Below are 20,199 nucleotides of genomic sequence, written 5' to 3' on the forward strand. Positions count from 1 at the left end.
ATCGTTGCACTAATTGCCACGATCGTTGTACTTTGGTGGTCATGCGAATCGCAGTGGTTCTGGGAAGCACGCGTCCCGGCCGTCGTTCCGAAGCCGTGGCGCAGTGGGTCCTGAAAGTCGCCAACAGCCGTGCCGACGCCACGTTCGACCTCATCGACTTGGCCGAAGTGGACCTACCGATGCTCGACGAACCGATGCCCGCCATCGTCGGTCAGTACCAGCACGAGCACACGCGGCAGTGGGCGTCGCGCATCGCGTCGTACGACGGCTTCGTGTTCATCACGCCCGAGTACAACCATTCGTTCCCCGCCGTGCTGAAGAACGCCATCGACTACCTGTACGCGGAGTGGAACGACAAGGCGGCCGGGTTCGTGGGCGTCGGAGGCTCCGGCGGCTTGCGCGCCGTTGAGCAGCTACGGCTCGTGCTGGCCGAACTGAAGGTGGCCACCGTGCGCACACAGGTCGCGATTGGCGGTGGTGATCTGGAGGGGGAGCCGCAGCACCACGACACGCTGCACGTGATGCTCGACGAACTGGTGGCGTGGGCGTCGGCGCTCAGGTCGGTCCGAGCCGTGGCGGCCTAGCGATCAGGCGGGCGGCGGCGACCAGGTCCGCCTCACGTCCGTGCCTCGCCACAGCCTGCAGTCCCACCGGCAGGCCTTCGGTGTCGAACCCGGCCGGGATGCTGATCGCCGGATGACCGCTGAGGTTGAACGTCCAGGTCAGCGCGGTGTTGATGCGCGAGCCCGGCCCGTCGTGCCCGTGCGGCGGACCGGGCGTCGTCGGGGTGAGCAGCAGGTCCGCGGTCTGGAACAGCTCGTCCAGCACGGGGTTGGGGCCGCAGCGGTGGGCGAACCAGTCGTCGGCGGGGTCCGGGAGCTCCAGGTCGATCGGACGCGGGCTCAGGGGAGCCGCGGCCCGCCAGGCGATCTCGGCCTGCTCGTCGTCCACGTCGGCGAAGCCCAGGTCCGCCGACCAGACGGCCGTGGGGGAGCTGACCTCGTCGAGGTCCAGGTAGGTCATGAGCAGGGCCGGATCGCGCACGAACACGCCGACCGCGGTCCGTTCCGAAGAGGTCGTCTTGAGGCCGTACACGCCGCACCACGCCGCCGGCACGCGGATCGAGCCCGCGCCGTCGACGCCCGTGGCCAGCGGCACCACACCCGACGCCACCGCGACCGCCGATCCCGCCGACGACCCACCCGGTGTGCGATCGAGGTTCCACGGGTTGCGTGTGACGCCACGAGAGTTACGGCCCCACGTCTGCCAAGGAGTGCTGCCATCGGGCGTGGTGGTGAGTCCGATCGGAATGCACCCTTTGGCCACCAACGCTTCGCGGTGGCGTCGCCGCTCGCCGCGCTTGACCGCGATCGGCATCCCGGCGAACGGCAGCGACGGGTCGACGTCGAGATCCGGTGAGCGGAAGACCTCGTGGAACGCGCACAGGGTGGGCTCCACGACGTCCAGGCGCGCGAGCGCCTCCCGCACTTCAGGCATGATCCACCCCGTGAAATGGACTCGCGCTGTGCACCACCTGGCTGAGCTCGCCGAGAAGTGCGGCGACCTGCCGGCCTCGTTCTTCCGCTTCCAGGTGGTCGAGCTGTGGGTCTTCGGCGATCTGCTCGACGTGCCCCGCGACGTCGAGACCATCCAGGTCGCGCTGGTCGCGGACCTGCCGGTGGACGAGGTGCCGTGGCTGAGCGAGCCGGTCGGCGCCGAGCACTGGGCGAACTCGACGCGGCTGTCGCGCAACCCGTTCGACGCCCGGTGGCGGTCCAGGGACGCACCGGTGTGGAACCACCGCATCGAGCGGCCCGCGCTGATCTGGAGCGCGGCGGACGGCGTCAACGAGGAAGCGCTCGTGGCGGTCAGCGACGGCACGGCGGAGCTGGTGCGTTCTGCCGCCCCGTCCGCCGAGGAGCTGCGCAAGCGGGTCGAGGACGAGCTGGCTGTGAGCCTCCGGGCGTTGCGGCGGGAGAACCAGGCCTACACGGACCACCGGTGGAGCCCCGGCAAGCTCACGCCGTATTCCGACGCGTTGTGGCGCACGACCACCGGGTACCTGGACCTGCTCGACGCGCTCGCCGGCTGACTGGTCACAGCTCGGCCGGCGCGCGTCGAGTCAGGTGCGCGATGTGGTGCGACGTGGCCATCGCGATCCAGCGCGGGACCGAGCCCGCGGTCCTGTTGCCTCCGCGCCGGCACGCGGCCAGTTCGCGGTCGCCCCACGAGTAGCCGGTGCCGGCGAACTCCTGCCTGGCGACGAGCTCGTCGGCGATGTCGGAGAACGCCTCGCCGGCCGCTCCCTCCGCCACCTTCCCTGACTCCCTGACGAGCTGGCGCCGCAGCGTGATCACGTTGCCGGGCACGGTGTAGACGAAGTACGGGTTGGGGAGGCGGCCACCGGTGCCGCCGGCAGCGGACGGCCGCGGGTGAACGACGCCGTAGTCGCCATAGTGGATCTGCGCTTCGCTCACCCTGGCCACGAGTTCGCGCCAGAGCCGGACCTCCGGCCGGTCCCGGACGGTGGTGGCGTACCCGTGCCTCGTGTCGGGGATCGACCCGGCGAGCAGCGTCGTCGAGGCCGGCCCCAGGTGATCGGTCAGCGCCCTGGCGAGCACCACCGCCGACTCGACCTGCCGTTGGTCGACGTTCTGCACGTGCCCCAGGTCGATGACGGCGTGCATCGCCTGGTCGCCGAGGCGCGTCAGGCTCGCGATGTGGCGGAGGCGGTCCGCGAGCCGGTCGGCACCGAGGTCGCGGAAGCGGACCACGACTTCCCGAGGCCGGTGTTCCTGGAGCAGCGCTATCGTCCTCAACTCGCCGTCGGTTGCCGAAGCCGGAACCACCGGGATCAGGGCCGGGACATCCGGGATGAGGAGCCCGAACTTGTCCTGCAGCGCGTTTTCGATGCAGTTGTCGAGGTGTTCGAACGGGCCGCCGGCGCACTGCGCGAGTCCACCGGCGGGAGTGAGTAGATGCGGGTCGATCCACGCGGGTCGTCCTCGTCCTGCCAGCTCCACCGCGGCGTCCATCAGCGACCGGAAGACGCCGCGGCCTGCGGGTCGCACGGAGTCGAGGAGTTCGATTACGACTCTTGGCGTGGAATTCTCGTGATTGTCGAGATGAAGCAAAGAATCGAACTCGCCCATTTTGCTCTTCAAAGCGACCAACGGTGTAAAAGACATGCATCGCCCCTTCCCCAGCACGGCGCGAACCCACTTCGATCATGCTGGGGGAAGATGGGCGAATGGTCCGCCGGACGAGTGAACTTCGCGGGCCGTCCAGCTGTCTCATCCACCAGTCGCATGAGCTCCTCACGACGTAGCGTCGGTGCTACGCGGGTCTAGGCTTGGCGTGTGAAGGTCATCAGTCAGCGGCAGTTTCGCAACTGCTCTGCGGCGGTCATGGACGCGGTGGAGGCGGGCGAGACGTACCACGTGACGCGGAATGGGGTTGAGGTCGCCGAACTCCGCCCGCTGCCCCGCCGCCGTCGGCTGACGGCCGAGGAGCTCGTCGAACGACACAAGGCCCTGCCCCAGGTCGATCACCTCCGCATGCGTCAGGAAGCCGACGAGTACTTCGACCACGAGGACCGCGTTGGCGGCGACGATCTGTGGAAGCGCAACCGAGGCTGAACGCCCCAATCCGGGGTGCTGGCACGTACGCCTAGATCGACCTCGGTCTTCTGGACCCGGCAGAACTGCCGGAGGTACCTGAACTCACGGCGGTCACGATGGCCGAGTTGCACCAGGGTGTGGCGATGGCCAAAGACGCGGCGTCCAGGGCTGCGCGCACCGAGAAGCTCGACGCGGCGATCGTCGACTTCGAGGCGCTGCCCTTCGACGGTCAGGCCGCAGCCAGATACGGCACCTTGGTCGCGCTCACGATGGCGGCGAACCGGGATCCGAAGCCTCGCCGGATGGATCTGATGATCGCAGCTGTCGCATCGTCCCGTGGATTGCCGCTGTACACGCGAAATGCCGAGGACTTCAAAGGGCTTGACAGCATGGTCACGATCATCGAGGTCTGATCGAGGCTGCCGGGGAGAGCCCGCGCTGGCAGGCTCCCCGTCCGGCCAGGCTCACCAGCCGCGTGAGCGCCACTCCGCCAGCGAAGGACGCTCCTCGCCGAGCGTCGAGTCGTCGCCGTGGCCCGGGTAGAACCAGGTCGAGTCGGGCAGCACCGCGAACAGGCGGTCCTCCACGTCGTTGATGAGCGACGCGAAGTTGTCGGCGGACGTGGTCTTGCCCACACCCCCCGGAAAGAGTGAATCTCCGGTGAAGAGGTGCGGGTGGCCGTTCGGGTCGTCGTAGACGACGGCGATGGAGCCGGGGGTGTGGCCGCGCAGGTGGATGATCGAGAGCGGGACTTCTCCCACGTTGATGGTGTCGCCGTGGTCCAGGAGGACGCCCGGTGCGACGGGCAGGACGGAGGCGTCCAGTTCGTGCGCGGCGGTGTTCGCGCCGTGGGCCGCGGCCGTGGCTTCGAGTGCCTGCCAGTGATCGGCGTGCTGGTGCGTGGTCACGATCGTGCGCAGGCGCGGGCGGTCCGGGCTGTGGGCCAGCAGGTCGGCCAGGCGCTCGTGGTCGTTGGCCGCGTCGATCAGCAACGCCTCGTTCGTGGACCGGCAAACCAGCAGGTAGGCGTTGTTGTCCATGGGGCCGACGGAGATCTTGGTGATGGTCAGCGCGTCGAGGGTGCGGCGGGCCGCGGGGCCCTCCGGATCGACATGACCGGTGTAGTTCTCGAGTACGTCCACGGTGGCTGACGGTAGTCGCTCGATGCGGCGCCACGCACACCTTCAGGTTGCATACAGGTCTCACTCATAGGGTAAGCAAGGATCAAGCTTCGAACCCCGAGTACTCCGAACGCACCAACGGACAGGGTCCCCGCCTCTCGTGATTCCAGCGCAACGACAGCAGCCCCGGACGGCCCGCAGGATCAGCTGGGACGTCCTCCGCGTCGTCGCCATCGGGTGCGTGCTGCTCCACCACGCGACTCTCACCAGCGTGAGCAGCCACCCCGGACTGGGGCCGCTGCCGTTCACGTTCCCGATGTCGATGGGCGCCAGCACGCTGATGGTCGTCTCCGCCTTCTTCGCCTGCGCGTCGCTGAACAGCGGCAGACCGGGGCGGTTCCTGTGGCGAAGACTCGCGCGCCTGCTGCCCGCGTACGTGGCGGCGGTTCTCCTGACGTACGCGGTGCAGAGGTGGATCGCGCCGCCGGGGTGGAGCCAGCTCGACGGCAGGGACGTCGTCTACAACCTGCTGCTGGTCAACCAGTGGTTCCCGGACGTCGACATCGTCGACTTCGCCTACTGGACCGTGCCGGTGCAGATCGCGGCCTTCGTCGCCGGTGCCGCGCTGGTGAAGGTGCTGAGAGGGACGAAGCTCCGCGTCTTCCTGTGGGCGCTCGTCGTCACGCCCCTGCTGCTGCGCCCGTTGCTGGACCACTCGCACGCGTTGTTCGTGGTCTACAACGGGTTCGCGCTGCACAGGGCGCAGTTGTTCGCCGCCGGCATCGCCATCTGGCTGTGGCACAAGGACAGGCTGAAGACCCCGCACCTGGCCGCGCTGCTCACGGCGACCCTGATCGCGCAGGCGGTTCACACGACCGAGTACGGATCGACGCTCGGCTTCGGTGTCCTGCTGCTCATGGTGTGCGCGGCGGCCGCTGGACCCGATTGGGTGTTCTTCAGCCCGATCGCCAAGCCGATCACGTGGCTCGCCGGCATCTCGTACGGGGTCTACCTGGTCCACCAGCAGATCGGCACCGTGGTGATGGACCGCATGCACGCCTTCGGGCTGCGGTCCTGGTGGATCCTCGCCGGGTTCGTCACCTCGGCCCTGGTGCTCGGGTGGGCGATGACGAAGTTCGTCGAACGGCCCGCGTACCGCCTGCTGACTCAGACCCAGTCGGGCAGTTCCGGCAGCTCACCGCGCAGGTCGGTGCCGTCGGTCCTGCCGGTCAGCCAGCCCAGGACGGCGCTCGCGGACCCGCTCACCGAACTGCGGCTCGCCGGGCCGTTGACCACCCACCTGCGCTGATCGCCACCGGGCAGCGTCACCTCGACTCCGAACGGCTCGACCCTGCCCTCGAACTGCTGGACGGCGTCGTCGAGGAACTCCTCCACGAACTCCTCGGGCAGGTCCCCGAACCCGACACCGGCGTCGAGGTCGACCAGGTGGATCCAGATCTCGCGCAGCCGCAGCAGCGGCACGGTCGACGCCGGGATCACCTGGCCCTTGGGTGCGCTGACCTCCGAACGCCAGGCGTGCGCCGGCATCTCGCGGCACGCGGCGTCGAACCGCAGGCACGCGGAGTCGAGGTCGGCCCTGATTACCTGCAGGCTCCGGCGGGAACCCTCCTCGATGTCGGCGTCGCGGTCCGTCCGCGACGTGTAGGCCTGGTGCTCCACCCCGGTGCGTGCCCAGGTGAGGAGGTTCACCAAGGCGTCCGCGTTGCGCGCGAGGTGGGTGATGACGTGTCCGCGGGACCACCCGGGGAGCAGGCTGGCGCCGCGCACGGCGGTCTCGTCCAGCTCCTCGACGGTCTCGTAGAGCACGTCCGTCGCCTGGCGCACGGCGTTGATGTGCCGGTCCGGCACCCCTCGGGGCGCCGGTACGGACGTGTCCTGCGTGGACGGCATGTAGGTCATGTGCTGCCTCTCCCCGACGTTGAGGCTTCTGATCGAAGTGACCAGCCTAGGAGTAAACCCAGCTCAGGGGAATGCGACAGCTGCCCGAACCGTTCTTGTCAGGGGTGCGCCCTAGCATGGTCGACGGGTCGGTCACAGCCTCCAATCCGATGCTAGTACTCTTCGAACGCTTGTTCGGAAGAGTGTGGCGTGAGTGACCCGCCAATCGCAGCCGAAGGGACCCCAGTGGCAGACCGTCTTGTTGTTCGCGGCGCCCGCGAGCACAACCTGCGCGGCGTGGATATCGACCTGCCGCGGGACAGCCTGATCGTCTTCACGGGGCTGTCCGGCTCCGGCAAGTCGAGCCTGGCTTTCGACACGATCTTCGCCGAGGGGCAGCGCCGCTACGTCGAGTCGCTCTCGGCCTACGCGCGCCAGTTCCTCGGGCAGATGGACAAGCCCGACGTCGACTTCATCGAGGGCCTCTCGCCCGCGGTCTCGATCGACCAGAAGTCCACGAGCCGCAACCCGCGCTCGACCGTCGGCACGATCACCGAGGTCTACGACTACCTGCGCCTGCTCTACGCGCGCGCCGGCAAGCCGCACTGCCCGCAGTGCGGCGAGGCGATCGGCAAGCAGACGCCGCAGGAGATCGTCGACCAGGTGCTCGCGATGGAGCAGGGCACGAAGTTCCAGGTGCTCGCGCCGGTCATCCGCGGCCGCAAGGGCGAGTACCTCGACCTCTTCCAGAACCTGCAGACGCAGGGCTACTCGCGCGCGAAGGTCGACGGTGTCGTCCACGCGCTGGCCGACGTGCCCAAGCTCAAGAAGCAGGAGAAGCACCACATCGCGGTCGTCATCGACCGCCTGAGCGTCAAGGCCTCGTCCAAGCAGCGCCTCACCGACTCGGTCGAGACGGCGCTGCGGCTCGCCGACGGCCTGGTCGAGCTCGAGTTCGTCGACCTCCCGGAGACCGATCCGAAGCGGATCAGGGGCTTCTCCGAGAACCTGGCGTGCCCCAACGGCCACCCGCTCGCCATCGAGGACCTGGAGCCGCGGTCGTTCTCCTTCAACTCGCCGTACGGCGCGTGCGTGGTCTGCACGGGCATCGGCGTGCGCAAGGAGGTCGACCCGGAGCTCGTGGTCCCGGACGACGAGCTGAGCCTGGCCGACGGCGCCATCGCGCCGTGGGCGGGCGGGCAGACCGCGGAGTACTTCCAGCGGTTGCTGCAGTCGCTCGGCGAGACCATCGGCTACCGGATGGACACGCAGTGGCGGCACCTGCCCGCCAAGGCGCAGAAGGCGATCCTGCACGGCATCGACGAGCAGGTGCACGTCCGCTACAAGAACCGCTACGGCCGTGAGCGCTCCTACTACGCCAACTACGAGGGCGTCATCCCGTTCCTCGAACGGCGCCAAGAGCAGACCGAGTCCGAGTACATGCGGGAGAAGTACGAGGGCTACATGCGCGAGGTCCCGTGCCCCGCGTGTCAGGGCACGCGCCTCAAGCCCGAGATCCTCGCCGTCACGCTGCACCACGGCAAGAAGGGCGACCGCTCCATCGCCGAGGTCTGCGCGATGAGCGTCGCGGAGTGCTCCGACTTCCTCGACGGCCTCGAGCTCGGCAAGCGCGAGTCGATGATCGCGGGCGCGGTGCTCAAGGAGATCCAGGCCCGCCTGCACTTCCTGCTCGACGTCGGCCTCGACTACCTCTCGCTCGACCGCGCGTCCGGCACGCTGTCCGGCGGCGAGGCCCAGCGCATCCGGCTCGCCACCCAGATCGGCTCGGGCCTGGTCGGCGTGCTGTACGTGCTGGACGAGCCGTCGATCGGCCTGCACCAGCGCGACAACCACCGCCTCATCGAGACGCTGACGAGGCTGCGCGACCTCGGCAACACGCTGATCGTCGTCGAGCACGACGAGGACACGATCCGCACGTCGGACTGGGTGGTCGACATCGGTCCCGGCGCGGGCGAGCACGGCGGCAAGGTCGTGCACAGCGGTCCGTACAAGAAGCTGCTGACGAACAAGGAGTCGATCACCGGCGCCTACCTGTCGGGCCGCAAGTCGATCCCGATGCCCGCCAAGCGCCGCAAGATCGACAAGAAGCGCCAGATCACCGTCGTCGGCGCCCGCGAGCACAACCTGCGCGGCATCGACGTGTCGTTCCCCCTGGGCACGCTGACCTCGGTCACGGGCGTGTCCGGTTCGGGCAAGTCGACGCTGGTCAACGACATCCTCGCCACGGTGCTCGCGAACAAGCTCAACGGCGCTCGCCAGGTGCCCGGCCGCCACACCCGCATCAACGGCCTGAACGAGGTCGACAAGCTCGTGCGGGTCGACCAGTCGCCGATCGGCCGCACCCCGCGGTCGAACCCGGCCACCTACACCGGTGTGTTCGACCACGTCCGCAAGCTGTTCGCGGCGACCACCGAGGCGAAGGTCCGCGGCTACCAGCCGGGCCGCTTCTCGTTCAACGTCAAGGGCGGCCGCTGCGAGGCGTGCGCAGGCGACGGCACCATCAAGATCGAGATGAACTTCCTCCCGGACGTCTACGTCCCCTGCGAGGTGTGCAAGGGCGCGCGGTACAACCGCGAGACGCTGGAAGTGCACTACAAGGGCAAGACGATCTCCGAGGTCCTCGACATGCCGATCGAGGAAGCGGCCACGTTCTTCGAGCCGATCAACGCGATCCACCGCCACCTGCGCACGCTGGTCGACGTGGGTCTCGGCTACGTGCGGCTGGGCCAGCCGGCACCGACGCTGTCCGGTGGTGAGGCGCAGCGCGTGAAGCTCGCGTCGGAGCTGCAGAAGCGCTCGACGGGCAAGACGGTCTACATCCTCGACGAGCCCACGACGGGTCTGCACTTCGAGGACATCCGCAAGCTGCTGGGCGTGATCAACGGCCTGGTGGACAAGGGGAACACCGTCATCGTCATCGAGCACAACCTCGACGTCATCAAGACGTCCGACTGGATCGTCGACATGGGTCCCGAAGGGGGCTCCGGCGGCGGAATGGTCGTAGCGGAGGGCACACCCGAGCAGGTCTCCGCGGTTGAGAAGAGCTACACGGGGCAGTTCTTGCAGCAGGTGCTCGAAAACGAGGTGGTGTCGGCAGCGGGGTGATGATCCCGCTCGCTGCGCCGGCCCACCATGAGCGCGCCCTTCAGACGTCGCGGGGAGAGCCGACGACGTACCCCTTCGGCCTCGTAGAGGTGCTCGACTCGTCGGAGCTTCCTCATCCAGTCGACAAGTGAACACGAGCGGCCTGGTGGGGCGCTGGAGTCTCGCTGAAGCCGCAGTACACGCCGTGAGGAATTCCCGGTCATCTGTGAGTTTCGCTGGGAAGCTGTCACTCGGACGAGCGATCCGGGATGATGAGGGCCGTGTCACTCAACCGCTATCGCTTCCGCAGCGTGTGGCACGTCGACGCGTCCCCGGCAGATGTGTACGAGGTGCTGTCCGACATCGCGAACTACCCGGTGTGGTGGCCCGAGATCCGGAGAGCAACGAAGATCGACGACGAGAGCGGCGAGCTCCGGTGCCGTTCGTTCCTGCCCTTCGACCTCGTCGTGCAGGTGAAGCACAGCATCCGCAACCAGCAGGCCGGTCTCCTGCGCGCGACGCTGTCCGGTGATCTCGAGGGCTACGCCAGCTGGGAGATCACCGGGAGGGACGGCGGCACGGACCTGGTGTTCGACCAGGAGGTCGTGGTCAACAAGGTGCTGTTGCGGCGCCTGGTGCTGATCGCCAAGCCGTTCCTGCGCGGCAACCACGACCTGATGATGCGCGGCGGGTTCAAGGGTCTCAGGCAGGTCCTCGAGGCCAAGACCGCGAGCCGTCGCGAGTCCTAGTCGCCCAGGCGCACGACCGCAGGGTGCGGCGCACGTCCCACCGGCGGGTTCCGGTGTCAGCTCCCGCGGGAAAGGTGCCGCACCAGCAACGTCAGCTGTTCCGCGTACTTCGCGGCGAACTCCGGCGTGGCCGGGTCCTCGCCGGTGATCTGACCCGCGGTGTGCCGCAGCGTCAACGGCGCGGAGACCGCGGCCATGAGCGCCAGCAGCAGGAAGCCCGGGTCGAGGTCCGCGGGGAGCTCACCCGACTCCTGGCGTCGGCGCATCTGCTCGACCTGGGCGCGCAGGAACGTCTCGTCGGTGGGCGGGCTGTCCCCTGCCAGGTTCGACCACGCCCACAGCCGGGCGTGGTCGGTCAGCGTCGTGTGCACGAAGCCCGCGATCACGGTGCCCAGTGGCTGGTCCGTGCTCGACATCTCGGCCGCGGAGCCGTGCCAGCTCGTGGACAGCTCCTTGTACAGGCCCTCTTTGCCGCCGAAGTAGTACGAGATCAGCTGCTTGTTCACGCCCGCCCGCGCCGCGATGTCGGTGGTGCGCGTGGCCGCGTAGCCCTTCGCGCCGAACTCCGCCGCCGCCGCTTCCAGGAGCAGGGCGCGCGTGCGTTCCGGGTCGCGCTTGCGTTCCGAGGCGCGGGGAGAACGGCGTTGATCCACGTCGACACGGTAGCCGACGGCCAACTTTCAACCATTGGGTTGACTTAATCAACCGAGCGGTTGAAAGTAGGCGGTATGAGGATCGCGGTGATCGGTGGGGGAATCGGCGGGCTGTGCCTGGCGCACGGGTTGCGCAAGGCGGGCATGGACGTGGAGGTGTACGAGCGGGACTTGTCGCGCACGGACCGCCTGCAGGGGTACCGGGTGCACATCAACCCGGACGGTGCCGCTGCGCTGCGGGAGTGCCTTCCCGCGGCGAACTGGGACCGGTTCGAGCGGAGCGCGGGGTTCAGCGGCAACGGGTTCGGCTTCCTGACCGAGCAGCTCGAGCCGTTGCTCGTGCTCGACCAGGACGAGGAGGAGCACTACTCGGCGAGCCGGATCACGCTGCGGCAGGTGCTGCTCGACGGGCTGGACGTGCGGTTCGGCAAGCGGTTCGAGCGCTACGAGCAGGGGGACGGGATCAGGCTGCACTTCGAGGACGGCACGACGGCCGAGTGCGACGTGCTGGTCGGCGCGGACGGCATCCGTTCCCGCGTGCGCCGCCAGTACCTGCCGCACGCGGGAACGGAGGAGGTCGGGATCACGGCGGTCGCGGGCAAGCTCTTCCTCGACGAGCACGACTGGATTCCGCCGAGCTTGCTCGTCCGGGCCAACTCGATCGTCCCGACCAGCCGGTGCGGCATGTTCCTGGTGGTCCACGACGGCGTCGGCTACTCCGACGACAAGGGCGTGCTGCTCGACAACGCGCGCCCGTATCTGATGTGGGCGTTCGCGGCCAAGGACCTCGACCTCGGCGGCGGGCTGCAGCGGGAGGTGCTGCGGCGGATCGCCGGGTGGAGCCCCGACCTGCGCAGGATCGTGGAAGCGTCGCACCCCGAAACCGTCAGCCAGTGGCACATCAGGTCGTCGAAGCCGATCGGGCGCTGGCGGCCGACGAACGTGACGCTGCTCGGCGACGCGGTTCACGCCATGACCCCGATGAGGGGGATCGGGGCGAACATCGCGTTGAAGGACGCGCAGCTGCTCACGCGCTGCCTCGTCGAGGGCGGCGACGCGATCGCCCGGTACGAGGCGCGGATGTACGAGTACGGGTTCGCGGCGGTGCGCGACTCGTTGCGGGCGGCGAAGCAGTTCGCCGAGGGCAGCCCGGTGGCGCGCACGCTGTTCCGGACGGTGCTCAGGACGGCGTCGGCGGTGCCCGCGTTGAAGCGCGCGATGTTCTGAAGATTCGGTTGAACCGTCCTGGCCTCCCGCACGTGTGACGGGCGTTCGAGGGCACGAGCCAGGAGGTTCAGGATGATCCGCAGGAGCGCCGCGGTCGTCGCGCTGGGGTTGATCTCGCTGACCGCCTGCGCCGGCACGCCGGAGAGCAAGCCGGTCGCGCAGCGGCAGGAGAGCGTGGTGGCGCTGAACGTCGCCGAGAACGCCGACCTGGGTCGGTTGGTCACCGACGTCAAGGGGTTCACGCTCTACCGCTTCGACGGCGACAAGCCCGGCGTGTCCACTTGCGACGGTGAGTGCGCCGCGACCTGGCCCCCGGCAACGGTTCCCGGCGAGAACTTCACCGTCGACGGCGTCGACCGGGGTCTGGTCGGCTCGATCGTCCGCGCGGACGGCAGCCGGCAGCTCACCGTCGACGGCATGCCGCAGTACCGGTTCGCCGAGGACACCGAGCCCGGTGAGACGAAGGGGCAGGGTCTGCAAGGCAAGTGGTTCGCCACGGCGAAGGACGGCGCCCGCACGCAGCTCGCCGCTCGCACGGGCGTCGTCGCCGGGCTCGGTGCGGTGCTCACCGACAACGCCGGTCTGACGCTGTACCGGTTCGACGGCGACACGGCCCAGCCACCGGCGTCCACTTGCGACGATGGGTGCGCCGGCACGTGGCCGCCGGTGTACGTCGAGGGCACGACGCCGCGGGTGAAGGGCGTCGACCCCGGGCTGCTCGGCACGATCACGCGCGAGGACGGCGGGAAGCAGCTCACCGTCGCCGGCTGGCCGCAGTACACGTTCAAGAACGACGCCAAGCCCGGCGAGGCCAACGGCGTCACGGTGGCGAAGTGGTTCGCCACGGCCACCGACGGCAGGAAAGCCCAGCAGAACAAGGCGATCGCGCTCACCAGCGCGACCGTCGGGAACCTCGGGGTCGTCGCGACCGACTCCGGCGGCATGACGCTGTACCGGTTCGACGACGACTCCGCGGACCCGCCGGCGAGCACCTGCTCGGGTGAGTGCGCGCGGCAGTGGCCGCCCGCGTTCGTGAACGAGGGCTTCCAGGTGCAGGGCGTGGATCCCGCGCTCGTGGGGACGGTCGAACGGGACGGGAAGCAGCAGCTCACCATCGCGGGGTGGCCGCAGTACCTGTTCGCGGGGGACGAGGTCTGCGGTGATGCCAACGGGCAGGGCGTTGGCGGGAAGTGGTGGGCCACCAAGGCCGACGGAACGCGCGCCGGCCGGTAACGGGGGAGAGGAGAGCCCCGGCGGGGCGCGTCCCGCCGGGGCTCTCCGCGATCAGCTCAGGCGCAGCAGGACGGCCTGCTCCGGCTCCAGCACCGGCAGCTGCACGCCGACCTCCGCCAGCACGGAACCGGGCAGCTCCACCGGCTCCCAGTTGGCGGGGCCGCGCTGGGTCAGCCGGGGCCGTCCGGCCGGAGCGTCGAACGACAGGCGGTACGTGCGCGCCGGGTCGAGCCCGGGCAGCCGCACCCGGCGGGGCTTGTTCTGCACCGACGTCGTGAGCTGCGCGTAGCAGAAGAGCGCCTCGGACCTGTCCTCGGCGACGACTCCGTGCACCCACGCCGCGGGGTCCGGGTGGTCGGAGCGCACGACGACACCGCTGTGCACCAACGACCGCACGTCCTTGTAGTACTCGATCGCGGCCCGCAGCCCGGCCCGTTCGTCGTCGGTGGCCGCGTTGACGTCCCACTCGATCCCGAAGTGCCCGAGCAGCGCCGTCGCGACCCGGAACGACAGGTCGTGCACGCGCCCGGTGGTGTGCGACTTCGTCGGCCCGACGTGCTGGCCCATCAGCTCCGGTGGCAGGAACACCCCGGTCCAGCGCTGGATCAGCTGGCGTTCCAGGGCGTCGTTGCAGTCCGACGTCCACACGCGGTCGGTGCGCGCGAGCACGCCGAGGTCGATCCGGCCGCCACCGGACGAGCAGCTCTCGATCTCCACGTGCGGGTGCCGCAGCCGCAGCTCGTCCAGCAACCGGTAGAACGCGGCGGTCTGGTCGTGCACGCGCGAGCCGATGAGGTCGCGGTTGTGGTCCCACTTCACGAACGCGATGTCGTTGTCCGCCAGCACCGCCGAGACGCGTTCGAGGATGTACGCGTACGCCTCCGGGTGCGCGATGTTCAGCACCTGCTGGTTGCGCGACGACGGCGGCAGCACGCCGGGACGCGGTCCGAGCACCCAGTCCGGGTGGGCGCGGTAGAGGTCGGAGTCCGTGTTCACCATCTCGGGCTCGAACCACAGCCCGAACTCCATGCCGAGCGCGCGGACGTGCTCGATCAACGGCGTCAGCCCGTCCGGCCACACCGTCTCGTCGACGTACCAGTCGCCGAGGCCGGCGGAGTCGTCGCGGCGGTGGCGGAACCAGCCGTCGTCCAGCACGAACCGCTCGACCCCCAGGGCGGCGGCGGTGTCGGCCAGCGAGGTCAGGCGCGCGAGGTCGTGGTCGAAGTAGACGGCCTCCCACGTGTTCAGCACGACCGGCCGCGGACGCAGCGCACGTTCGCGCAACTGCCGGTGGAACGCCGCGCTGATGCCGTCGACGCCCGTGGACGAGTAGGCCGCGTAGATCCACGGCGTCTCGTACTCCTCGCCCGGTGCCAGCGTGATCTCCCCCGGCAGCAGCAGCTCGCCACCGCCCAGGACGGGCAGGCCGTCGACCAGGTTCTCGGCGTACGTCACGTGGTTGCCGCTCCACGCCACGTGCACGGCCCACACCTCGCCGTCGCGGAACGAGAACCCGGGCGTGCCGGCCAGCAGTCCGATGGTCGCGTCGTGCCCGGTGCGGCCGCGCCGGTTCTCGCGCACCCACGAGCCGTGGTGGAACGCCTGCCGTTGCGGCGCGCGTTCACGGCTCCAACGGCCGGTGAAGTCCAGGAGCTCCGTGGCGTGCGATGGGACGGGGAGCGCGGTTTCCAGGCCCTCCAACGCGTACGGCGTCGCGCCGTCGTTGCGGACGACGTGCCGGACGCGGAGCATCCCGGACGGCAGCAGCTCGACGGTGCCGGTCACGGTCAGCGCGGCGGCCTCGTCCGACGCGACGTAGCGGAAGATCGAGCCGTCCTCGCCCGAGAACGACGTGACCTCCAGCGCGGGGGCGAAGTGCTCACCGCCGCGGTGGCCGCGCAGGCCGGGGCGGCCGGCGTACCCGGCACCGGCGTCGGGCAGCAGCGCGAGGGGGACCGGGAGGTCCGGCGAGTTGTTCGGGTTGGTCCACGAAACGGCGTCGACCAGGCCCCGCAGCGCGGCCTGGTCGACGTCTCCGAGCGTGCGTCCCCAGTGCGCCACGACCGGCAGGCTGGTGCCCGCGACGGTGATGACGACGCTGGAGATGTCGTCGTGCAGGTGCACGACCTCCGTGTTGCTCATGCGGGCCCCGTCCACATCAAACACAAATGAACATTGCGCCGATCCTCAGATGCGGACGGGGTGTTGTCAAGCGTTGGGGAATGTTGAGTTGTGTCCGATCAGACGACCAGGCTGAGCGCCGCGGCGACCACGAAACCGACCACCGAGAGGATGGTCTCGAGGACCGTCCACGACTGCAGCGTCTCCTTCACCGACAGCCCGAAGTACCGCGACACGATCCAGAACCCGCCGTCGTTGACGTGCGAGGCGATGATCGAACCGGACGCGATGGCCATCACGACCAGGGCGAGCTGCGGCTGCGAGTAGTCCAGGTCTCCCAGCACCGGTGCCACGATGCCCGCGGTCGTCACGATCGCGACGGTCGCGGACCCCTGCGCGATGCGGATGACGCAGCTGATCACGTACGCCAGCGCGATCACCGGCAGGCCGATGCCGGACAGCTCGCTCGCCAGCGTCTTGCCGATGCCCGTCGCGGCCAGCACGGCGCCGAAGAAGCCACCGGCACCGACCACGAGCAGGATCATCGCGACCGGCTTCAGCGAGGCGGCGGACAGTTCCGCGACCTTCTCCCGCGTCATGCCGCGCCGGAAACCCAGCAGCCAGAACGCGAGCAGCACCGAGATCGTCAACGCCACCGCGGGCGTGCCGAAGAACGTCGCCACCGAGTACAGCCGGGTGCCCTTGGCCAGCAGGATCGAGCCGAACGTGCCGGCGAGGATCAGCACCAGCGGCAGGCCGATGATCGCGAGCACCAGGCCGAGCGACGGCGGTTCCCGGTCACCGTTGTCCTCGCGCGCGGCCTCGGCCGCCGCGAGCATCTCCTCCGGCACCGGCACGGTGATGCGCTTGCCGATCCAGTACGAGTACAGGACACCGCCGACGAACCACGACGGGAGCGCCACCGCGACACCCATGATGATGATCCAGCCGAGCGACACCCCGAGCAGACCGGCCGCCGCCACCGGACCGGGGTGCGGTGGCATGAACGCGTGCATGACCGACAGGCCCGCCAGCAGGGGCATGCTGAACAGCACGATCGACTTGCCGCTGCGCTTGGCCGCCACGTAGACGAGCGGCGCCAGCACGAAGATGCCGATGTCGAAGAAGACCGGCACGCCGAAGATCAGGCCGGCGAGGCCGATCGCGACCGGCGCCCTCTTCTCGCCGAACGCGGTCATCAGCTTGTCCATCAGCACCTGCGCGCCACCGGACGCCTCGAGGATCGCGCCCAGCAGCGTGCCGAGACCGATGATCGCGGCGATGTGGCCGAGGATCGAGCCGAAGCCCTTCTCCAGCAACGAGTCCGAGGCCTTCTGCGCGGACCCGACCAGCGTCTCCACCGGCACGCCCGCGGCGAGCGCGACCAGCAGCGCGACGACGATCAGCGCGATGAACGGCTCGACCTTGAACTTGATGATCAGCAGGAGCAGCACCGCGATGCTGACTACCGCGAGGGTGAGCAAGCCCCCTGTTGAGTGTTGCAACCAGTCGATCACGGGCGGCTCCTGAGTGAATGGCCTGGCAATGAGCCGGTGGCGGTTCCGTCGTCGATCACCGTCACCCCGTTGCAGAACACGTACGGGATGCCGGCGGCCTGCTGCCGAGGCTCGTCGAACGTCGCCGTGTCGGCGATCGTCGCGGGGTCGAACAGCACCAGGTCTGCCGCGTAGCCCTCGCGGACCAGACCCCGGTCGGTGAGCCGCAAGCGCTTGGCCGCGCGGCCGGTGAGGTGCTCCACGCACTCCTCCAGGCTCAGCACGCCCAGCTCGCGGACGTAGCGCGCGAAGTAGCGGGGGAAGGTGCCCCACGCGCGCGGATGAGGCCGGTCGCCGACCAGCAGCCCGTCGCTGCCGCCGGTGTGCGCCGGATGTTTCATGATCGCCTGCACGTTCTCCTCGTGGCCCACGTGCATGAGGCAGGAGGTGCCCAGGCGTTCGTCGACCAGCACGTCGAAGTACACCTCGGCCGGCGCGCGGCCGAGGCGGGCCGCGGACCGCAGGACGCTCGCGCCGACGAGGTGGGCGTTGCGCTCGTTGCGGACACCGTTGATCTCGATGGAGTCCCAGTCGACCGGGACGCCGTGGCAGCCGTCCGAACCGGTCTCCTCGATCTCCACGCGGATGCGTTCGCGGACGTCCACATCGGACAACCGCGCCAGCGCCCTGTCCGGTCCGCCCTCCGTGGCCCACGACGGCAGCAGCGCGGACAGGTAGGTCGCACCCGGCAGGTAGGGGTAGGTGTCCAGCGAGATGTCGGCGCCCTGGGCGATCGCGTCGTCCAGCAACCGCAGCAACTCGGGCGCGCGACCCTTGTTCACGGGGAAGTTCATCGTGGCGTGCGCGAGGTGCAACGCGCAGCCGGACCGCTTCGAGACCTCCACCATCTCGGCGTACGCCTCCAGCGCACCGGCGCCGTAGCTGCGGTGGTGGGGGCTGTAGAAGCCGCCGTGCCGGCCGACGACCTCGCAGAGCCGCACGAGCTCGGACGTGTCCGCGTACATGCCGGGCGTGTAGGTGAGCCCGGACGACATGCCCATCGCGCCCTCCGCGAGCGACTGGGCGAGAACGGACCTCATCCTGTCCATTTCGGACTCCGTCGCCGGGCGGTCCTCCCAGCCGACGGCCAGCATCCGCAGCGTCCCCTGCGGCACCAGGTACGCGGCGTTCACCGCGATGCCCTGGTCCAGTCGGTCGAGGTACTGCCCGACCGAGCGCCAGTTCCAGTCGAAACCGGGCGGGTCGTCGTTCCACCCGGCGAGCTGGCCGCGCAGCGTCGCGAGCACCTCGTCGTCGACCGGCGCGTAGGACAGGCCGTCCTGACCGAGCACCTCGGTCGTGACGCCCTGGGAGACCTTCGCCAGGTGGTCCGGTTCGGCGAGGACGCGCAGGTCCGAGTGCGAGTGCATGTCGATGAACCCCGGCGCGAGCACGAGCCCGTCCGCGTCGATCGACCTCGTGGCGGAGATCCCCTCACCGATGGACGAGATGACGCCGTCCTTGATCCCCACGTCCGCCCGGTGGGCGGGCGCGCCGGTGCCGTCGGCGATCAGCGGTCCGCGCAGGACGACGTCGTCCATCGCAACGCTCCTTCTAGAAGTAGGTGCGGATCAGGTCGACCACGGTCGTGCCCCGCACGACCGGGATCAGCTGCCACTTGTCGAACACCGTGCACGGGTGCGAGAGCCCGAGCCCGACCCAGTCGCCGACGCGGACAGTGGCCTCCGGGCCGAGCGCGAGGAACGCGTGCTGGTCGTTGAGGGCGGTGATCTCCGCCTGGGCCAGCGGGGCGATCGCGCCGTCACCTCGGCGCACGAGCTGCGGTTCCGGCAGGCCCTCGTCGAACGACGCGTCGCGCTTGCCGATCGTCAGCAGCGCCAGGTCGCGCTGCGGCCGTGACGTCACCTGCGCCCAGGCCCTGAGCGCCGCGCGGAACGGCTCGACGCCGTCGATCCGCGCGAACGGCGAGATCCCGCGGTAGAAGCCGTCGTCGTGCGTGATGTAAGCGCCGCTGCGCAGCACCGGGGTCACCGGCACCGGCCACGGCTGGGCCAGCGTCGCCGCCACCTGGTCGAAGTACGCGCTGCCGCCGGCGGTGACGACCACCGAGTCGAGCTCGTCGAGCATTCCGGCGTCGGCCAGCCGCAGCACGAGCGTGCGGAGATCGCCGAGGTACCGGTCGACGACGGACTTCGACGACTCGGACGCGTCGTGCGCCAGCGCGCCCTCGTAGCCGCCCGCGCCCACCAGCCGCAGCACGGGGCTCCGGTGCACGGCCCGCGCGACGGCCATCGCCGTCTCCAGGTCGCGGGCGCCGGTGCGGCCACCGGGGGCGCCCAGCTCGACCAGCACGTCGACCGGCCGTGACGGCTGGAGCTCCTGCAGCGTCTCGCTCATCAGCGCGACACCGGCCTCGGAGTCGGCCCAGCAGCTGAACTCGAAGCGCGGGTCGCGGTCGAGCTCGGCGACGAGCCAGCGCAGCGCGGCCGGGTCGAGCAGCTGGTTGGCGAGCAGGACCCTGCTCACGCCGAACGCCCGGTAGACGCGCAGCTGCGACGCGTTGGCCGCGGTCAGCGCCCACACGCCGTGCTCGACCTGCCGCTGGAAGAGCTGCGGTGCCATCGTTGTCTTGCCGTGCGGCGCCAGCTTCACGCCGTGGTTGTCACACCACTTCGCCATCGTCGTCAGGTTGTGCGCCAGCGCGTCCGCGTCCAGCACGACGAGCGGGCCGACGAACTCGTCGGCGAACAGGTCGAGACCCTGGTCGGCGACCTCGCCGATGGTCGAGCCGAACGTGCTCGAGGGCAGGCCCTTGAACCGCCAGTCGACCTTCTCCGACCTGATGTCCGCGACGGCCGCTAGGTCCATCTCCATCAGATGTTGCATATTTTGCAACTCCCATTGCGCGATGTGATGCTGAGTTGTGTAGCATTCGGTCTCGCCGCCGTCAACGA

At 69.4% G+C, this 20,199-nt stretch carries 17 protein-coding genes and 1 pseudogene; 9 read left to right on the forward strand and 9 right to left on the reverse strand.

Going from position 1 to position 20,199, the window contains the following annotated elements:
* Nucleotides 1-41 precede the first annotated feature (41 nt).
* Nucleotides 42-584, forward strand: coding sequence for an NADPH-dependent FMN reductase (locus V1227_RS37785; protein WP_329789900.1), 543 nt, complete (start codon nucleotides 42-44; stop codon nucleotides 582-584).
* Here V1227_RS37785 and V1227_RS37790 read toward each other — a convergent pair.
* On the reverse strand, nucleotides 556-1,497 hold the full coding sequence (locus tag V1227_RS37790; RefSeq protein WP_329789901.1) for an amidase: 942 nt from the start codon (nucleotides 1,495-1,497) through the stop codon (nucleotides 556-558). The genes V1227_RS37785 and V1227_RS37790 overlap by 29 nt on opposite strands.
* Before the next feature lie 10 nt (nucleotides 1,498-1,507).
* Between V1227_RS37790 and V1227_RS37795 the strand changes: the two genes are divergently transcribed.
* On the forward strand, nucleotides 1,508-2,092 hold the full coding sequence (locus tag V1227_RS37795) for a DUF7711 family protein (RefSeq protein ID WP_329789903.1): 585 nt from the start codon (nucleotides 1,508-1,510) through the stop codon (nucleotides 2,090-2,092).
* Nucleotides 2,093-2,096: 4 nt separating this feature from the next.
* Here V1227_RS37795 and V1227_RS37800 read toward each other — a convergent pair whose 3' ends face one another.
* Complete coding sequence (locus V1227_RS37800) at nucleotides 2,097-3,188, reverse strand: beta family protein (RefSeq protein ID WP_329794211.1); 1,092 nt, start codon at nucleotides 3,186-3,188, stop codon at nucleotides 2,097-2,099.
* Between the two features lie 171 nt (nucleotides 3,189-3,359).
* On the opposite strand from V1227_RS37800, the gene V1227_RS37805 reads away from it, so the two are divergent.
* A complete protein-coding gene (locus V1227_RS37805; RefSeq protein WP_329789904.1) occupies nucleotides 3,360-3,638 on the forward strand; it encodes a type II toxin-antitoxin system Phd/YefM family antitoxin in 279 nt (92 codons plus the stop codon).
* Between the two features lie 98 nt (nucleotides 3,639-3,736).
* On the forward strand, nucleotides 3,737-4,033 hold the full coding sequence (locus tag V1227_RS37810) for a type II toxin-antitoxin system VapC family toxin (protein ID WP_329789905.1): 297 nt from the start codon (nucleotides 3,737-3,739) through the stop codon (nucleotides 4,031-4,033).
* A gap of 51 nt (nucleotides 4,034-4,084) precedes the next feature.
* On the opposite strand, the gene V1227_RS37815 is transcribed toward V1227_RS37810, so the two are convergent.
* Nucleotides 4,085-4,762: an MBL fold metallo-hydrolase gene (locus V1227_RS37815; RefSeq protein ID WP_329789906.1), complete on the reverse strand. Its 678-nt coding sequence runs from the start codon at nucleotides 4,760-4,762 to the stop codon at nucleotides 4,085-4,087.
* Nucleotides 4,763-4,901: 139 nt separating this feature from the next.
* On the opposite strand from V1227_RS37815, the pseudogene V1227_RS37820 reads away from it, so the two are divergent.
* Nucleotides 4,902-5,861: pseudogene (locus tag V1227_RS37820) on the forward strand (acyltransferase family protein); the annotation flags it as partial.
* 47 nt (nucleotides 5,862-5,908) lie between these two features.
* On the opposite strand, the gene V1227_RS37825 reads toward V1227_RS37820, so the two are convergent.
* A complete protein-coding gene (locus tag V1227_RS37825) occupies nucleotides 5,909-6,661 on the reverse strand; it encodes a maleylpyruvate isomerase family mycothiol-dependent enzyme (protein WP_329789907.1) in 753 nt (250 codons plus the stop codon).
* Between the two features lie 225 nt (nucleotides 6,662-6,886).
* Between V1227_RS37825 and uvrA the strand changes: the two genes are divergently transcribed.
* Together uvrA and V1227_RS37835 are read left to right on the forward strand one after the other, a co-directional pair.
* Entirely contained in the window at nucleotides 6,887-9,766 is a 2,880-nt protein-coding gene (gene uvrA, locus V1227_RS37830) for an excinuclease ABC subunit UvrA (RefSeq protein WP_329789908.1), read from the forward strand.
* Nucleotides 9,767-10,026: 260 nt separating this feature from the next.
* The gene (locus V1227_RS37835) at nucleotides 10,027-10,494 is read left to right on the forward strand and encodes an SRPBCC family protein (RefSeq protein WP_329789909.1); all 468 of its coding nucleotides are present in this window, start codon (nucleotides 10,027-10,029) and stop codon (nucleotides 10,492-10,494) included.
* A 56-nt stretch (nucleotides 10,495-10,550) separates the two neighbouring features.
* Here the strand turns inward: V1227_RS37835 and V1227_RS37840 are convergent, their stop codons facing one another.
* Nucleotides 10,551-11,147 (reverse strand): TetR/AcrR family transcriptional regulator, encoded by a 597-nt coding sequence (locus V1227_RS37840; RefSeq protein WP_329789910.1) that lies wholly within the window; start codon nucleotides 11,145-11,147, stop codon nucleotides 10,551-10,553.
* Nucleotides 11,148-11,222: 75 nt separating this feature from the next.
* Here V1227_RS37840 and V1227_RS37845 point away from each other — a divergent pair, with 75 nt between their 5' ends.
* Together V1227_RS37845 and V1227_RS37850 are read left to right on the forward strand one after the other, a co-directional pair.
* Nucleotides 11,223-12,374, forward strand: coding sequence for an FAD-dependent oxidoreductase (locus V1227_RS37845; RefSeq protein ID WP_329789911.1), 1,152 nt, complete (start codon nucleotides 11,223-11,225; stop codon nucleotides 12,372-12,374).
* A 72-nt stretch (nucleotides 12,375-12,446) separates the two neighbouring features.
* Nucleotides 12,447-13,607 (forward strand): hypothetical protein, encoded by a 1,161-nt coding sequence (locus tag V1227_RS37850; RefSeq protein ID WP_329789912.1) that lies wholly within the window; start codon nucleotides 12,447-12,449, stop codon nucleotides 13,605-13,607.
* 51 nt (nucleotides 13,608-13,658) lie between these two features.
* On the opposite strand, the gene V1227_RS37855 is transcribed toward V1227_RS37850, so the two are convergent.
* The 4 genes from V1227_RS37855 to V1227_RS37870 form a co-directional block, all read right to left on the reverse strand.
* The gene (locus V1227_RS37855; RefSeq protein ID WP_329789913.1) at nucleotides 13,659-15,749 is read right to left on the reverse strand and encodes an alpha-galactosidase; all 2,091 of its coding nucleotides are present in this window, start codon (nucleotides 15,747-15,749) and stop codon (nucleotides 13,659-13,661) included.
* Between the two features lie 98 nt (nucleotides 15,750-15,847).
* Nucleotides 15,848-17,245 carry a GntP family permease gene (locus tag V1227_RS37860; RefSeq protein WP_329789914.1) on the reverse strand — a complete coding sequence of 466 codons (1,398 nt, stop codon included), beginning with the start codon at nucleotides 17,243-17,245 and terminating at the stop codon, nucleotides 15,848-15,850.
* Nucleotides 17,242-18,825 carry an N-acyl-D-amino-acid deacylase family protein gene (locus tag V1227_RS37865; RefSeq protein WP_329789915.1) on the reverse strand — a complete coding sequence of 528 codons (1,584 nt, stop codon included), beginning with the start codon at nucleotides 18,823-18,825 and terminating at the stop codon, nucleotides 17,242-17,244. Before V1227_RS37865 ends, V1227_RS37860 begins: the two co-directional genes overlap by 4 nt.
* 13 nt (nucleotides 18,826-18,838) lie before the next feature.
* Entirely contained in the window at nucleotides 18,839-20,119 is a 1,281-nt protein-coding gene (locus tag V1227_RS37870) for an amino acid deaminase (RefSeq protein WP_329789916.1), read from the reverse strand.
* Between the last annotated feature and the right edge of the window lie 80 nt (nucleotides 20,120-20,199).

This window comes from Lentzea sp. DG1S-22 (assembly GCF_036321065.1).
GTDB classification, from domain to species: Bacteria; Actinomycetota; Actinomycetes; order Mycobacteriales; family Pseudonocardiaceae; genus Lentzea; species Lentzea jiangxiensis.

What these genes read in the sequence shown, in the direction of transcription:
- V1227_RS37785 (WP_329789900.1), top strand. Translation starts at nt 42, where the DNA reads ATGCGAATCGCAGTGGTTCTGGGAAGCACGCGTCCCGGCCGTCGTTCC.
- V1227_RS37790 (WP_329789901.1), bottom strand. Translation starts at nt 1,497, where the DNA reads ATGCCTGAAGTGCGGGAGGCGCTCGCGCGCCTGGACGTCGTGGAGCCC.
- V1227_RS37800 (WP_329794211.1), bottom strand. Translation starts at nt 3,188, where the DNA reads ATGTCTTTTACACCGTTGGTCGCTTTGAAGAGCAAAATGGGCGAGTTC.
- V1227_RS37810 (WP_329789905.1), top strand. Translation starts at nt 3,737, where the DNA reads ATGGCCGAGTTGCACCAGGGTGTGGCGATGGCCAAAGACGCGGCGTCC.
- V1227_RS37825 (WP_329789907.1), bottom strand. Translation starts at nt 6,661, where the DNA reads ATGACCTACATGCCGTCCACGCAGGACACGTCCGTACCGGCGCCCCGA.
- V1227_RS37845 (WP_329789911.1), top strand. Translation starts at nt 11,223, where the DNA reads ATGAGGATCGCGGTGATCGGTGGGGGAATCGGCGGGCTGTGCCTGGCG.
- V1227_RS37850 (WP_329789912.1), top strand. Translation starts at nt 12,447, where the DNA reads ATGATCCGCAGGAGCGCCGCGGTCGTCGCGCTGGGGTTGATCTCGCTG.
- V1227_RS37855 (WP_329789913.1), bottom strand. Translation starts at nt 15,749, where the DNA reads ATGAGCAACACGGAGGTCGTGCACCTGCACGACGACATCTCCAGCGTC.
- V1227_RS37865 (WP_329789915.1), bottom strand. Translation starts at nt 18,825, where the DNA reads ATGGACGACGTCGTCCTGCGCGGACCGCTGATCGCCGACGGCACCGGC.
- V1227_RS37870 (WP_329789916.1), bottom strand. Translation starts at nt 20,119, where the DNA reads ATGGAGATGGACCTAGCGGCCGTCGCGGACATCAGGTCGGAGAAGGTC.